Raw genomic sequence first — 14,302 nt, 5'->3', positions numbered from 1 at the left:
TTACTTTTCAAGAATTAGTTGGATGTCATTACTTAGTGGTTATGAATCGCGAAACCAGATTTAGCCTGCTCAGAGGCTAAGAAAAAAGCACCCGACACCACAACCTGACTATCTGGGGCGAGTCCGCGTACTAAATTCATGCCACGCTGACGTTCAACCACTTCAACCTCGACGGCTTCAAACCCATCTTCATCTTGAATAAATACTTGCCAATCACCATCACTGCCACGCGTTAGCGCCGCATCAGGAAGCACTGCTCCCCCGCTAACAGGATCGGATAGGTATAATTCTGCAAATTGCCCCGCATGGATCACATGGCCGAGATTTTCCAAGCTCACTAAAATTTTCTCGGTACGAGTAATACTGTCTAATTCATGAGAACGCCCGATCACCTTAGCCTCTATACTTCTCTCGCCGACCCTAACAAGTGCTGCACTGCCTATACTTATTTTCTCTGATTGAGCTGGAGTGACTTGCGCTTCAACCCACAAATGAGATTCATCGGTTAACTGCATTAAAGGCGTACCCGCTAACACTATTTGCCCTAGCTTGGCAGTATCTTGTTGAACACGACCGTTAATCGGTGCCAATAACTGGTAGCTACCTATCTTTTGAGGATTAGACTCTAACAATATGATCTGTTTTGAGGTCATTTTCATCGCCTCTAAAATCGCACGCTTTAATTCGGCATCAACCTGAGCTTGGAGGCGGCGACTTGCACTCACTGCACTTTTACTCATACGACTCACTCGGCTCCACTCTGCTGAAGCCGTAATATAATCAGCTTGAGCTTGTGCAACAGCCACGCCCCCTAACGTTAATAAAGGTTGACCTTCAGTCACCTCTTGCCCCGGCACCACATGGCGCTGCTCAATTCTCACATCCAGTTGTGGTGCCAGTGTCATTGTTCTATCACGATCCACCACAAGTGTTGCGGTAGCAACGGCCTCTAAACTAAAAGGTTGGGTGGATAGTTTTTCTACTTTGATACCAGCAAGAGACTGCTGCTCATCAGTGAATACCAGCGCATGCGACTCTTCTTCACCGCTGGTATGTTGCTCTTGTTTCACCGTTTGTTCTTCACTTGCATGATCATGACCTTCACCTGCAAATGTAGCCATTGGAGTAGAGATAACCGCAGCTAATGCAATAACTAATCCAAAGCACTTCGCGTTAATCATGGCTTTAGTCATCGCGTTAATGTTACTGACTTTACAACTTGTGTGATGTTTCATATTCTTCAATTCCAATCTAATTAGTGAGCAAGAATGCTGCTGATAGGCCCATTGTTAAAGGTCACTGAAAGCTGAGAGTTTAAGAAAGTCTCTAGCTGTCCGCTTGCCCCCATCCATTCAAGCCAGCTTGAATAGAGCGCCGTCTCTAGTGATAGACCAGCTAAATAGCTACTCGACAAGAGACGCTGGCTCTGCAGGTAATCACTGGTATTAATATCACCCGATTTCCATTGCTGACTTAGAGCCAATGCAGCTTCCTGACCAGAACCCAGCACCAGTTCACGCCAGTCTTGATAGCGCTCAGTTAACCGAGGAAGGCTTAGATTGAATTTTTTTTGCTGTTGAGTGAGTACGCGTTCACTGGTTAAATAACGCTGCTCAGCAATCGCTATCTCCTGACTGGCAACAGCTAAGGTATCGCTGTAGTTATTGCGTATTTGTAATGGGATAGACAAGCCTAAACCAAGTTTATTATCGTCTCCCTCACGCTCTGCATTAAGGCTAATAGTCGGATCTGCTGACGTCTCTGCCTTGACTTGTTCTGCTGTCACTTTCGCTAATAATACGTGTTGATAAGCCCCTCTAAGGGCGGGCAACTCAGGATCTATTTGCTTGGCAATGTTCGGTAGGATAAGGGCATTAAAAAAGCCATTAAAGGGTAAATCACTACTGTTTAATAACATCAACACATTAGCATCAGCCGTAATCGATGCCTGCTCTGCCATGGCATAATCTGACGCCTTACTAGCAACATCAAGCTGAATTAACTGTAACTCTACCGCAGATAAATCCCCCAACTGCATCTGCTGTTGCGCTATTTTTAATTGAATTTTAGCTGAAGAAAACTGCTTTTTTTGAAACACTAAAGCCTTTCTCATCTGTGACTGCTCAACTAAAGCCTGTACTGAATTGGCCAACATTTGACTCCGCTCTAATGCGATGTCAGACAGAAGTATATCAGCTTCCAACTGTGCTTTTCGTGCACCTACACCTCGCTTATCACCCCAATCAATTGCCTGACTGATATTCAATGAATAAGTATCTTCTGATGCTGAAGCGTTTTGATACCCTAAGCCAAGTTCGGGATTATAAACAGCTTGATCAGTTGCGCTGATCTTTAATTGCGCTTGCCTACGCCTAGCTTCTTGAGCTCTAACCTCTGGCAGTGCATTGAAGTCTTTCATTAGAGCTGGTAGCCAGGCACTGAAGTTAGCCTGAACATTTGTTGGCATCTGAGCTGCTGATCTATTTCTATCGGTGTCTTTCGAGTCAACTGCTGTTGCTGCTTGAGCACTGAGCGCTCCATCTGCTATATAAATCAACAGTAAGCAGGCTATTATTGCTTTTTTCATCGTATATCCTTTTCCCAAAAGCCCTCAATGCATACTAAGACCAACGCTTAAATACAAGGCAAAATTAGGATGAAAAGTTCGGTACAATCTTGTGACTAGAGTTTAGTCAACACGGTTCCATTCACTTTTAAATGCTATGAGCGAATACAATATCTCAAATAGCAAAATAGGCGTTATACGATAGGAGGGCGGTAATCGGGGATGGCTTCGGGTGGTAAATACTGATCGATACTGCTGGTCACTTCATCACTATTCGGTATCGAAGGTACCATAGCAGTCATTGACATGGCCGTCACATGGCCACCATGACACTGACAATCAAGACAAAGATCGAAAGTCTTAGTTTCTGTTTTACTGGCTAAGTGATTATGCTGAACTAAGGACTGACTTGTATCTGTACTAAACGATTCAATATTGGTTTGAACATTATTATCACAGCCAAGACATTGCGCTAAGCTGGTTATTTCTGCCGTAAACTCTAAATGAGGATGATTTTCGCTCTTCTCTTCACTATTACCAAGATGCAATTGATGTGCGCCTATATTGGCACCTGCGAACTGCAGTAACACAACGGCGATCAACGATATAGCAATCTTATGAGTGAATTGGCGAAAATAATATTTCAAAAAATACCTTTTAAAAATATGTGTTTATAACAGTCCATAAATCAGACTCGTATTCTATTCAAAAGTTCAATCATGACAAGCATTTCTACAGCTTAACAGTAAAAAATCACCTAAACATAAGATCTTTGTATTCTTTTTTAAAAAAGCCGCCTATTTAAATACACAATGCTTGGCATAATCTGCCGCTTCATTGACAGACCAGTCCCCCTTAGCTTTGTCACTCATCAGCTTACACCATTCGTCATCACCTACTTCTTGAGCACAACCACTTAAACTCATCATAAACACACCAACGATTAAGGCAAAAAGAGCCTTTATTAGCTGGGTAGGTAAAGACAATAACATGCTATTTCCCTTAAACTTAACGCTATCAGTATTGACCCAACGGGTAATATTTATCATTTACGACTTAGATGCTTAAGCTGCTATACTCAAGTGTCGTTTTAATATCAAATAGAATAATCTATCTAATTATATTTCACCACTTAGGCGTTGAGATGACAACCTAACAGTCCCGCGCGCAATTCACTCTACTCATCAGCAAACTAAACATATCAAACACAAGTAAATAAAATTTGATAAGATAACCCTCCCAGAGTTGAAGTAGTTTGCCATGATTAAGATTTCAAATAGTGTTTCCCTTCAAGAAAATGAAATTGAATGGCAATTTATCCGCTCAAGTGGTGCGGGTGGGCAGCACATTAACAAGGTCTCCACCGCCGCTCAGATCATTTTTGATATTAACGCTTCTTCTCTCCCCGATTTTTATAAACAAGCTTTGCTTAAAAAAGCGGATCATCGCATCACTAAAAGCGGTAAAGTCATTATCAAGTGCCAACAAAGCCGCAGCCAAGATTTTAATCGCCAATTAGCCCTTACTCAGTTTATTGAACTCGTGGCCAGTGTCGCCATCGTTCAAAAAAAGCGTGTCGCAACTAAACCCACCAAAGGCAGCCAGCGCCGCCGCGTCGATGTTAAAAAGCAAAAAGGGGCAACTAAAGCCCTGAGACAAAAGAAGTCCGATGACTAAAAAATAAGAGTGACATAATCCTCACTTAATTGTATTAATGAACGATTGATGTTGAGAAGTTGGTAGGAGAAGGAAACTCGCGCTCGAATATCAACATACGACAGAACCCTAAATTCTGTTCTATTTTTTTGACTCGTAAACATCTAGTTTGACTAGAATATTATCCTTTATTAAAGCGTTGAGCTGATTGTTATGCCACATGAAATAACTCATTTTGATACTGAAATGGCGTTGTTGCTCAAATCCCGAATCTAAACGCAGCACCCCAAGGTGTTTCACCCAATTAGGCAGCGTGTTTCCTAACTGGCATTCCTAACCCTATGACTTTATTCATTGCTTTAACACCCGCTAACGCTTCACCTACCTGAGCGTTATAATCCCGAAGACTCAGTTTTGGACTAATTAACTGTTTATATCGATACATCGCTGTTTCTGATAGTGATCTCTGATGATAATCATTATCCTGTTTCCATTGCGCTAATTGGTTAGCCTTGAGTGCTTTTACTGCTTCATTTCTGGGGTGGTCATCCTCCCAATATCCAGCATGACTTCTCGGAGGGATAGTTGGCTTGCATCCTTTGCGCTGAAGTAGTTTATGACATGCCTTAGTGTCATAGGCACCATCAGCTGAGACTTGAGTTATATTTCTTCTTAATGGGTTAAGTAATGTGGGAAATACTTCATTATCGGCAACGTTAACTAAGCTTATTTCAGCTGACACAATTTCATGGGTATTACTATCCACTGCAAGGTGTAGCTTTCGCCAAGTACGGCGTTTTTCTTTACCATGCTTACGCGTTTTCCATTCTCCTTCTCCATAAACTTTCAGACCTGTTGAATCAATCACAACATGTGCAGCAGAGCCACGACTCGGTGCTCGATAGTTGATCTCAACAGTCTTAGCTCTTTTGCTTATACAGCTATAACTTGGTGAAGTCAGTGGCACATCCATAAGTTGAAATACAGAGTTGGTGAATCCTTCAAGTGCTCGTAATGACAAGTTAAAAACGCCTTTCACAACGAGTGCTGTTTCAATAGCAACATCAGAGTAAGTGAACCCTCGACCACGACGCCCGTGGTGTTCACAACAATACCAAGACTTAATTGCTTGCTCATCAATCCAGAAAGTGAGTGAGCCTCGATTAATCAACGCCTTATTGTACTGAGACCAATTGGTTATTTTATGTTTAGATTTTCCCACTTTTCAGCTTCCGTATAGCTATCTTTAGGGATCAGATCACGCTAACGGCAAAAGGTTCCCTCGATTTAGGAAACAAGGCTTACTGAAATACCAAAATGAGTTAACAAAAATAAAAAGTCATATTTTTTAAGGTGTTACTATATTAAACCAGAACTCGAAGTTATCCAGCATGGCAATGAAGTCATCCACGATCGATTTATCACCTTCAATCTTGATAAGTCCATCTTTAACTGCTTTTTCATAGGTGGTTTCACCTAATAAAATTTTATCCATCGTAGTTTTATCCATCCTCATCTTGGCATCAGCGTCAGGGTTTGGTAGTTGACTATAATTCAATACTGAGTTTTTAACCGACAGTGAATACTCACTATTAAGATCGGTAAAGATAATATTGAAACTAAAGTCCTTGCCTTCAGCTTTTTCAGCATTCAGTTTTACACCCCAGTAATCAAACAACATTTCAGGTGTCATCGAACGGATAGTATCAGGCGTAGCCGTTTGCGTACCGCCAATGTTTGGAACGCCATTTCGCAGTTCCCAGGCACCTTGCAAATACACTGAACGCCATGGTCCTGATTCTGATTGATAACCCAATTGCTCTAAAGCATCAGCTAATAGATATTTAGCTGTTTTATTTCTGTCGTTTGCAAATACAACATGCTTCATGACTTCAGCAACCCAGCGATAATCCCCTTTATCAAAAGATTCTTGTGCTTTCTTGATGATTTCTTTTTCTCCGCCCATAAAGTCAACATACCGTTTAGCTGCTTGCTCTGGGGGATAATTGTTTAGATCAGAAGGATTACCATTGTACCAGCCCATATAAAACTGATAAACCGCTCGACTATTGTGACGTAACGTTCCGTAGTAACCACGAGTAGACCAGTTTTGCTCCAATGACTTTGGCAACTCAATCATTTCTGATATTTCTTCGCCGTTATATCCCTGATTCATACGACGAACAGTTTGATCATGGATAAATTTGTAAACATCACGTTGTTTTTCAAAATAGGGAATTATATTTTCATTATCCCATACTGGCCAATGATGGCTTTGAAATTTAACTTGTACTTCATCACCATACCGCTCCATGGTTTCATTTAAGAAACTTGACCATTTTAATGCATCACGAACCTGAGCACCACGTAAGGTTAAAATATTGTGCATGGTATTCGTCGTATTTTCCGCCATCCATAAAGCCTTTAAATCTGGAAACCAGGTATTCATTTCCGCCGGAGCTTCCGTCCCTGGCGTCATTTGAAACTCCATAGTAACGCCATCAACGATGATTCTTTTACCCGTGCGCTTAATTTCAGTTGTAGGTCGTATCAGTCCAGAAACACCAGTAGAGATGGTCATTCCTAATCCACCATTAACACCGCCTTTGGCATCGCGAGGTAACATAGCACCGTACATATAAACCGCTCTACGTCCCATTGCATTTCCTGCAATCACATTTTCTGAAACAGCATGCTCGGTGAATTCTTCCGGGGCAAATATTTGCAGTGAACCCTGATTATTTTCATTAATAAACCCGCTAACACCACCGTAATGGTCGACATGACTATGGCTGTATACCACGGCAACTACATCTCGTACACCAAGTTCTTTATTAATAAGTGCCAGCGCTGCTGCTGCAGTTTCAGGTGAAATCAGCGGATCAAATACAATCCAACCAGTCTTACCACGAATAAAGGTTATATTAGACAAATCATAACTGCGCACCTGATAGATACCATCCATGACTTCATACAAACCGTATCGAATGGTAAGCTGAGCATTTCGCCATAAGCTGGGATTGACTGTATCAGGGGAAGTTTTGTCATCGCTGATAAAACTTTTATACTGTTCCAGATCCCAAATAGGCTCGCCATTTTCACTTGTAATTGTAAGCATGTCCGGTTTAGCAATAAACCCACGATCAGCATTTTTAAAGTCATCGATATTATCAAATGGTAAATTGATCTTGACCTGGTCATTAGATTTAATGGTGTGTTCAGTTGCGTCTTTACTTTCTCCGTTAAGATCCATTGTATCAGGCCCAGAACAACCTGTTAAATTGATAAATGAGGTGGAGAATAATCCACATATAAAAAACTTTAGTAATTTCATTAATTATCCCATATTTTTACAAGAGTGATTCTAGTACAACAATTCACTTGACTTAAAATAGGTTTTTTAGCACCATAAAATATTCCATAATTCATTCTATAATGAAACCCAAATACACTTGAAACCAGTCCTATCCCCAAAGGTATGAATTTAAAACAAAAAACCTACCAATCATTTAAAACCCTTTGTAAACAAGCACATCTACTAACAACTAAATTAATGATAATAACTATGATTTATAATAGCAATAGATATAATGGATGAAATTCGTATTGAAAATATTTATATTGTTCATTCAAAAAACCATTTATATATCATCAGGGAAATACACTTTAAACTTAAAATTAACCTTGTGAAAATATACAAATAAATCTCATTATAATATCTTCAGCTAAAAGTAAATTGTTAGATATCAGCAGTAAAATTTCAATCCACTTTTATAGTATGATTTCAGTTCTTTAAATAAAAATTCAATTTTCCATCGAGATCAACTAATTCATCTTCAGATAATCTCATCCCATTAAACTGTCCAAACATTTCATTTATCGAGGTCACATTACCTTACTTAGTACCACCACAAGACTAGTCACTAGCACTAATGGTTTAATGGCACGGATCCACTCCATAAACCCCGAATTCTTTACTTGCTCAATTAAAATAGATTACCAGTGTCGCCATCATTCAAAAAAAGCGTGTCGCAACTAAACCCACCAAGATCACTCCAGTGAACACATACATTGCCTATCCAACCGCCTCACGACTTGTTTATGTCTTTTGATATTTTCCGGCTCATTTAATTAAAAATAGCACTATTAAAGTCGACAATTCCGTAAACTTCTGTTGAAATCAACTGACTAGAAATAAGTTAAAGCAACCTAGCTTTTGAAAGGATACCGGCATGAGTCACACAGCAAAGGTCTTGTTAGTCAATGGACCAAATCTCAACCTATTGGGACGTCGTGAACCAGAACATTATGGCTCAGAGACCTTAGATAGTGTTGTTCAAAGCTTACAACTTCAGGCCAAAAAAGCGGGTATTGGGCTTGAGCATATTCAATCCAACGCTGAGCATGAGTTAATCGACGCCATCCATAAAACCGATGCTAACTTCATCATTATTAACCCAGCTGCATTTACCCATACCAGTATTGCCATAAGAGATGCTATTTCAGGTGTTGCCATTCCCTTTATTGAGGTCCACCTTTCCAATGTCCATGCCCGTGAACCCTTTCGCCATCATTCATACTTCTCCGATAAGGCCATTGGTGTTATCTGTGGTTTAGGTACTCAAGGATATAAGTTTGCACTAGCGTCAGCCATCAATCTCCTACAGGAAATACCTTCCTAATGTCGTCGCGAGACAATTTTTCCTCAACAATTGATTGGAATGAATATGGATATTAGAAAAATAAAAAAATTAATCGAATTAGTACAGGAATCTGGCATTGCCGAATTAGCTCTCACGGAAGGCGAAGAATCCGTCAGAATTAGTCTACATACACAACAAAATAACGCGCAATATCAAGCCTTAACAACGCAACAAACTTACTCTGTAGATGCAGCTTCATCATTAAACACTGCTGTAAAGTCTACATTAGATATCGAAAGATCCACCTATTTTGACGAAGATAACACAGTGATATCTCCGATGGTCGGCACCTTCTACCTCTCACCTTCGGTAGATGCTGAGCCATTGTGCCAAATAGGGCAACGAGTCGAAAAGGGGCAAATAGTCTGTATTATAGAAGCAATGAAAATGATGAATCAAATGGAAGCGGTGCGGTCAGGTGTCGTCACCGAGATTCTGGTTGAAAGTGGTGATAGTGTTGAATTTGACCAAGCATTGATTGTAATTGAAGATGAATAGTGCAAAGGAAGCAATCTAGATGGTTCAGCAAGTCATACCATCACTAAAACGAATCTTGATTGCCAATCGCGGTGAAATAGCATTGAGAATTCAACGTGCCTGTCACACTCTAGGCATAGAGACGGTGGCCATTCATTCTACAGCTGATCGAGATCAACTTCATTTAAAGTACGCAGATAAGACATTATGCATAGGCAAACCCTCTCCTCAAGCAAGCTACCTCAATATGGAAGCGATAATATCGGCGGCTTATCAATCTAATGCCGATGCCATTCACCCAGGTTATGGTTTTTTATCAGAAAATGCCGACTTTGCCGAGCAAGTTGAGCGTAGTGGTTTCACTTTTATTGGCCCTAGTGCAGATGTGATCCGCCTTATGGGGGATAAAATTTCGGCGATTAGTGCCATGAAAAATGCCGGCGTTCCCACTATACCTGGCTCCGATGGCGTATTGACTCAAGATAATGAACTTAATAAAGCCATCGCCCATCGTATCGGGTTCCCCGTTATCATTAAGGCTACAGCGGGTGGAGGCGGACGAGGTATGCGGGTGGTGTTAACATCATCACAACTCGCTCAAGCGATTCAACTGACTCAGGCTGAAGCCTTAGCAGCTTTCGCTAATAGCGATGTTTACATGGAAAAGTATCTCCAACAACCTCGCCATATAGAGGTGCAAATAATCTCAGATGGACAAGGTAATGCTATCCACTTAGGGGAGCGTGACTGTTCCATGCAACGTAAACATCAAAAAATGTTAGAAGAAGCCCCTGCACTTGGCATTGATACACTCACTCGAAATAAGATCGGTTCACTTTGCTCCAATGCTTGCCTTGCAATCGGCTATCGTGGTGTAGGTACATTCGAGTTTCTGTATGAAGCCGGTGAATTTTACTTTATCGAGATGAATACCCGCATTCAAGTCGAGCATCCCATTACTGAGATGGTCACAGGTATCGATCTGATCCAAGCACAACTTGCAATCGCATCAGGAAAGCCTCTATCCATTAAGCAGCAAGATATTCAATGTAATGGTCACAGTATAGAATGCCGCATCAATGCCGAAGACCCTCAAACTTTTATGCCTTCACCAGGCACGGTGACCAAACTGCATGTTCCAGGTGGTTTTGGGATTAGATGGGATTCTCACCTTTACTCGGGCTATACCGTGTCACCTTATTATGATTCCATGATCGGCAAACTCATTACTTGGGGAGAAAATAGGGAGATAGCCATCACACGCATGCAAACTGCGCTCCGCGAGCTCGTCATTGAAGGCATTTCAACCAATCTGCCTCTACTCAAACTAATACTAAACGATTCAGAATTTCAACAAGGCAAACTGTCGATACACTATTTAGAAGGATCTATGCTTAACACAAAATAAAAAACTCAAACATGCTCATCATGAATTAAGTACTTATCGATATCGACTTCATCAATCTGAGCAGTATCGAGAAATTTATGAGCATATTGAAGATAGATCCCGCTAGTCAAAAAGAGCGTAAACACATCCATGTCAAGATGCTCATCCAACGCCATTTTGTGTAAAATATCAATAGCAATGCTGAGAGGTTTGGCTTTTTTATAAGGTCTATCAGCTGCTGTTAACGCTTCAAAAATGTCAGCGACCACAAGAATACGCTCTGGAATAGAGAGATCTTCTGCACTGAGCTTACGAGGATACCCGGTTCCTTTTAAGGTTTCATGATGAGTCGAAGCATAACGAGGCACCCGGGCTAACTCTGCAGGAAATGGTAGATTTTCTAACATTTTAATTGTACTTGTCACATGTTCATTAATCTTAAATCTATCTTCTGCCGTCAAGGTACCTCTAGAAATAACCAGGTTATGTAGCTCGCCTAAATTATATTGGTGCTCAGGAATATCCATCTTAATACCAAATTTAGGATCAAATTCAACCTTATTAATTCGTTTGATAATGTGTTCAGGTTTGTCTCTTAGTAATGGTTCAATAACAGGATAACTTACCTCATCATTTTGCTTGCTTAAATTTAGCTCTTCAATGGGAGAAAGCCCCAGCCTGTCATCAAAATGTCGCTCCCAAGTTATTGCAGCCAACTCAGCTAACTTATCTTTATGAACTTGATCCATAAACTCTCCGCCAATATTAGCGTTGGCAATAAATTCAAAATCCTGTATTAGTTGCTCACGCTTATTAGTCAGCTCAGTCAAGCATGAGTGACTTGACTCAATTCCAGAAGCAATACGTTTTAAATAATCAATTTCAGCATCACGCCATAGCACTTCGAAGCGCATACGCACCTCATGGATACGATTATAAACAGCCTCGAGTTTGGTCCCTTTATCAACCACAAATTCGGGTGTCGTAATTTTGCCACAATCATGTAGCCAGGCAGCAATTCTAAACTCACGGTGTTCATCTTCTGATTTAAAACTGAAGTCCTTAAAAGGAGCTAAGCTCGATTTTTCAGCCGCAGCTGCCAACATGAGTCCGAGTTCAGGCACTCTATTACAGTGGCCTGCTGTATAAGGAGATTTATCATCAATCGCTTGAGCTATCAGTCTGATAAAGGACTCCATTAATTCTTTTTGGTCCTCTTCGTGTTGCTGAATCGACATCGACATATCAAGCATCGAATCAGAGAGCTCTTTGATTTCTTTGATCTTTGTATCAACTTTTTTAAGCTCGTCATAGCGACGGTTCTTTATTTTTTCATTTTCAGCCAAGAAGAGTTTAATAGGGTTAATGATGGGTGCGGAACACAACCATGAAATGGGTAAAATAAAAAGTAAACACGTCGCCGTAATATAGATAGAGGTAGTCACTTTTTCCATACTCGACATTAATACTACCTCTTCTGTCGTCACAAGAGCTAAAAATTCATTATTCGTACCTAATTGGGTAATATACATAAAGTATTTAATACCCTCCACAGTTCGAGATAACAACTGATAATATTGGCTTCGGTCCTTAATGATGTCTATCAGTTCTTGGTAAGGTACGACGCCCTCACTCTGTACTTGCTGTCTTTTATTGCCAAACCATTTTAAGCTTAATGCCTCCTTTTGTTCCTGCGTCACATTAGCCAGTGCCAGATTAAAAATATCGACCAGTTCTTGATTAGCATCACCAAATAAAAAATGCAATGTATCAGGGAATGTTACCCCGCCGAAATCTAAGGCTTCATGATAAACAAGGTCCTTAATAAAAAACTGCTTCGCGGTATAGCGGAAAATGATCCCAGTATCTAACCCAGCAAATATTTCACCATTCGCGACGGCAACTAATACAGCTCTAGTTGACGCCAGCTCCACCACCTGAATATCTGGGAAATGTTTATTCACGATGGGGATAATCGACCAACCTTTAGGTATTCCCACTCTTTTACCATTTAATTCATTTATGCTTTTAATTTTATTCGTATTAGGCTTAGTCACAACCGTAAGCGGCAACGCTAAAAATGGGTCGGTCATATGCCCCATACTCGCATTCTCAGGGGTTTGATAAATTGAATGAAGTAAATCTAATTTTTTTTGCTTAAAGTGCTCAACCAGCTCTGACCATGTAAACCCATTAAGATAATCAAATCTAATGCCTGTCATATCAGAAATAATATTAAGCATATCAATACTGTAACCTTGGGGTTCACCTGACTTAGCAAAATCAATCGGTGCCCAATCTGTCTCGTTCGACACCTTAATCACCGAATGCTTTGATATAATAGCTTGCTGATCGGGAGTCAAATTAAGGGGGCTAATCTTTGGGATAGGGAACTGTTCTGATTTTTGTTGATTCGACGCAATCAACTCTCCACTTTGCCGATAAAGATATATCTCGCTGTCTTCACTACTAAAGTCCTGTAGGTAATCTGATACTGAAGATAGTACTACATCAACCGCTATGACGGCATCCATACTTGTGATTTCAAGTGAATATGTTAATCCTGGAGATTGCAAATGATGAAGTAAATACGGCTCAGATTTAGACACTTCACTAGACTTAGCATTTACATACCAAAGATGCTCATTAGTATGATAATTAGTGGACTCTGAGCGCTGAGCCCTAAGGTTTAACTCTTTATCTAGATAGAAAAATTGCCGTTGACGATCGTCACCCTCACCCTTCACTATTATTTGCAGCCAGTAATCTTCATGCGATGCCTGCAATTGATCTCTGACATTTTTACTGCTTTCTAGGTTTATTAAACTATGATAATCACCATTTGGGAAACCGATAGATATAGCATGGAACATTCCATTACTACGCATTATATCTGCAAAAATAGGCCTAATATCAACATCTAAATTTTCAGGCTCTATAAAATGAATTAAGCTAGAAAGTAATTTGGTACTGTTAACAGCCTCATCATCAATACGAGCAAGAAAGTCACTCACATGACTAGCCTCAAGAATATTGAAGAATAGGGCAGACTCTCGAGCCATGGATTTACTAAAGTGATATTGCAAGCCAATGGCAATACCTGCGGTTAATAAGGTGACTAACATGAATATACTAACGAGAGTAAATCGTATGCTCACTTGCTTAAGTTTGTTAACCAAGGTCGAAAACATTAGCTATCCCTTACACACGTCTTTTTTTACTCGCCCGTAAAAAGCAATAGACAATAATGACGCAGACTTAAAACGAATAAAATGAAATTTAAATATAGTTGAAAAACATCACTACCGTATCATTCACATAATCAAGACAGTCGAAAACGTGCTGACGAATGGCTAAATTCATACTATTATAGGCAGGTTAGCGCACCAACTCTGAAGTAAGTCACCAAGGATAAAGCCGCTTACGATCCAAATAACAACGTCTCTGTAGTTCCTGAGCTAAGGTATTACAAAAGACAAATAACACTCACGATAGCAGTAACAAATACTCACT

11 protein-coding genes are annotated in these 14,302 nt (G+C 40.3%); 4 read left to right on the top strand and 7 right to left on the bottom strand.

Annotation, left to right across the window (positions count from 1 at the left end; genetic code table 11):
* Positions 1-32: 32 nt before the first annotated feature.
* The 4 genes from HQQ94_RS03495 to HQQ94_RS03480 all read right to left on the bottom strand — a co-directional run bounded on the left by HQQ94_RS03495 (position 33) and on the right by HQQ94_RS03480 (position 3,558).
* The gene (locus HQQ94_RS03495) at positions 33-1,235 is read right to left on the bottom strand and encodes an efflux RND transporter periplasmic adaptor subunit (protein ID WP_173293115.1); all 1,203 of its coding nucleotides are present in this window, start codon (positions 1,233-1,235) and stop codon (positions 33-35) included.
* Between the two features lie 20 nt (positions 1,236-1,255).
* Complete coding sequence (locus HQQ94_RS03490; protein ID WP_173293114.1) at positions 1,256-2,587, bottom strand: TolC family protein; 1,332 nt, start codon at positions 2,585-2,587, stop codon at positions 1,256-1,258.
* Positions 2,588-2,760: 173 nt separating this feature from the next.
* Complete coding sequence (locus HQQ94_RS03485; protein ID WP_173293113.1) at positions 2,761-3,213, bottom strand: hypothetical protein; 453 nt, start codon at positions 3,211-3,213, stop codon at positions 2,761-2,763.
* Between the two features lie 150 nt (positions 3,214-3,363).
* Entirely contained in the window at positions 3,364-3,558 is a 195-nt protein-coding gene (locus tag HQQ94_RS03480; protein ID WP_173296493.1) for a DUF3012 domain-containing protein, read from the bottom strand.
* Between the two features lie 268 nt (positions 3,559-3,826).
* On the opposite strand from HQQ94_RS03480, the gene arfB reads away from it, so the two are divergent.
* Positions 3,827-4,243, top strand: a complete 417-nt coding sequence (arfB, locus tag HQQ94_RS03475) for an alternative ribosome rescue aminoacyl-tRNA hydrolase ArfB (protein WP_173293112.1) — start codon at positions 3,827-3,829, stop codon at positions 4,241-4,243.
* Between the two features lie 283 nt (positions 4,244-4,526).
* Here the strand turns inward: arfB and HQQ94_RS03470 are convergent, their stop codons facing one another.
* The gene (locus HQQ94_RS03470) at positions 4,527-5,444 is read right to left on the bottom strand and encodes an IS5 family transposase (protein WP_173293111.1); all 918 of its coding nucleotides are present in this window, start codon (positions 5,442-5,444) and stop codon (positions 4,527-4,529) included.
* A gap of 126 nt (positions 5,445-5,570) precedes the next feature.
* The gene (locus tag HQQ94_RS03465; protein WP_254303988.1) at positions 5,571-7,556 is read right to left on the bottom strand and encodes an alkyl/aryl-sulfatase; all 1,986 of its coding nucleotides are present in this window, start codon (positions 7,554-7,556) and stop codon (positions 5,571-5,573) included.
* Between the two features lie 898 nt (positions 7,557-8,454).
* Between HQQ94_RS03465 and aroQ the strand changes: the two genes are divergently transcribed.
* Genes aroQ through accC form a run of 3 tightly spaced genes read left to right on the top strand, consistent with a single transcriptional unit; the run spans position 8,455 to position 10,810 of the window.
* A complete protein-coding gene (gene aroQ / locus HQQ94_RS03460; RefSeq protein WP_173293110.1) occupies positions 8,455-8,904 on the top strand; it encodes a type II 3-dehydroquinate dehydratase in 450 nt (149 codons plus the stop codon).
* 45 nt (positions 8,905-8,949) lie between these two features.
* Complete coding sequence (accB, locus tag HQQ94_RS03455) at positions 8,950-9,423, top strand: acetyl-CoA carboxylase biotin carboxyl carrier protein (protein WP_173293109.1); 474 nt, start codon at positions 8,950-8,952, stop codon at positions 9,421-9,423.
* A gap of 19 nt (positions 9,424-9,442) precedes the next feature.
* A complete protein-coding gene (gene accC, locus HQQ94_RS03450; RefSeq protein WP_173293108.1) occupies positions 9,443-10,810 on the top strand; it encodes an acetyl-CoA carboxylase biotin carboxylase subunit in 1,368 nt (455 codons plus the stop codon).
* Positions 10,811-10,815: 5 nt separating this feature from the next.
* On the opposite strand, the gene HQQ94_RS03445 is transcribed toward accC, so the two are convergent.
* Positions 10,816-13,980: an HD domain-containing phosphohydrolase gene (locus tag HQQ94_RS03445; protein ID WP_173293107.1), complete on the bottom strand. Its 3,165-nt coding sequence runs from the start codon at positions 13,978-13,980 to the stop codon at positions 10,816-10,818.
* Between the last annotated feature and the right edge of the window lie 322 nt (positions 13,981-14,302).

Source organism: Shewanella sp. VB17 (assembly GCF_013248905.1).
Taxonomy (GTDB): domain Bacteria; phylum Pseudomonadota; class Gammaproteobacteria; order Enterobacterales; family Shewanellaceae; genus Shewanella.
Note: the sequence above shows the minus strand (reverse complement) of the source record. Positions and strands in the feature narration are given on the sequence as shown.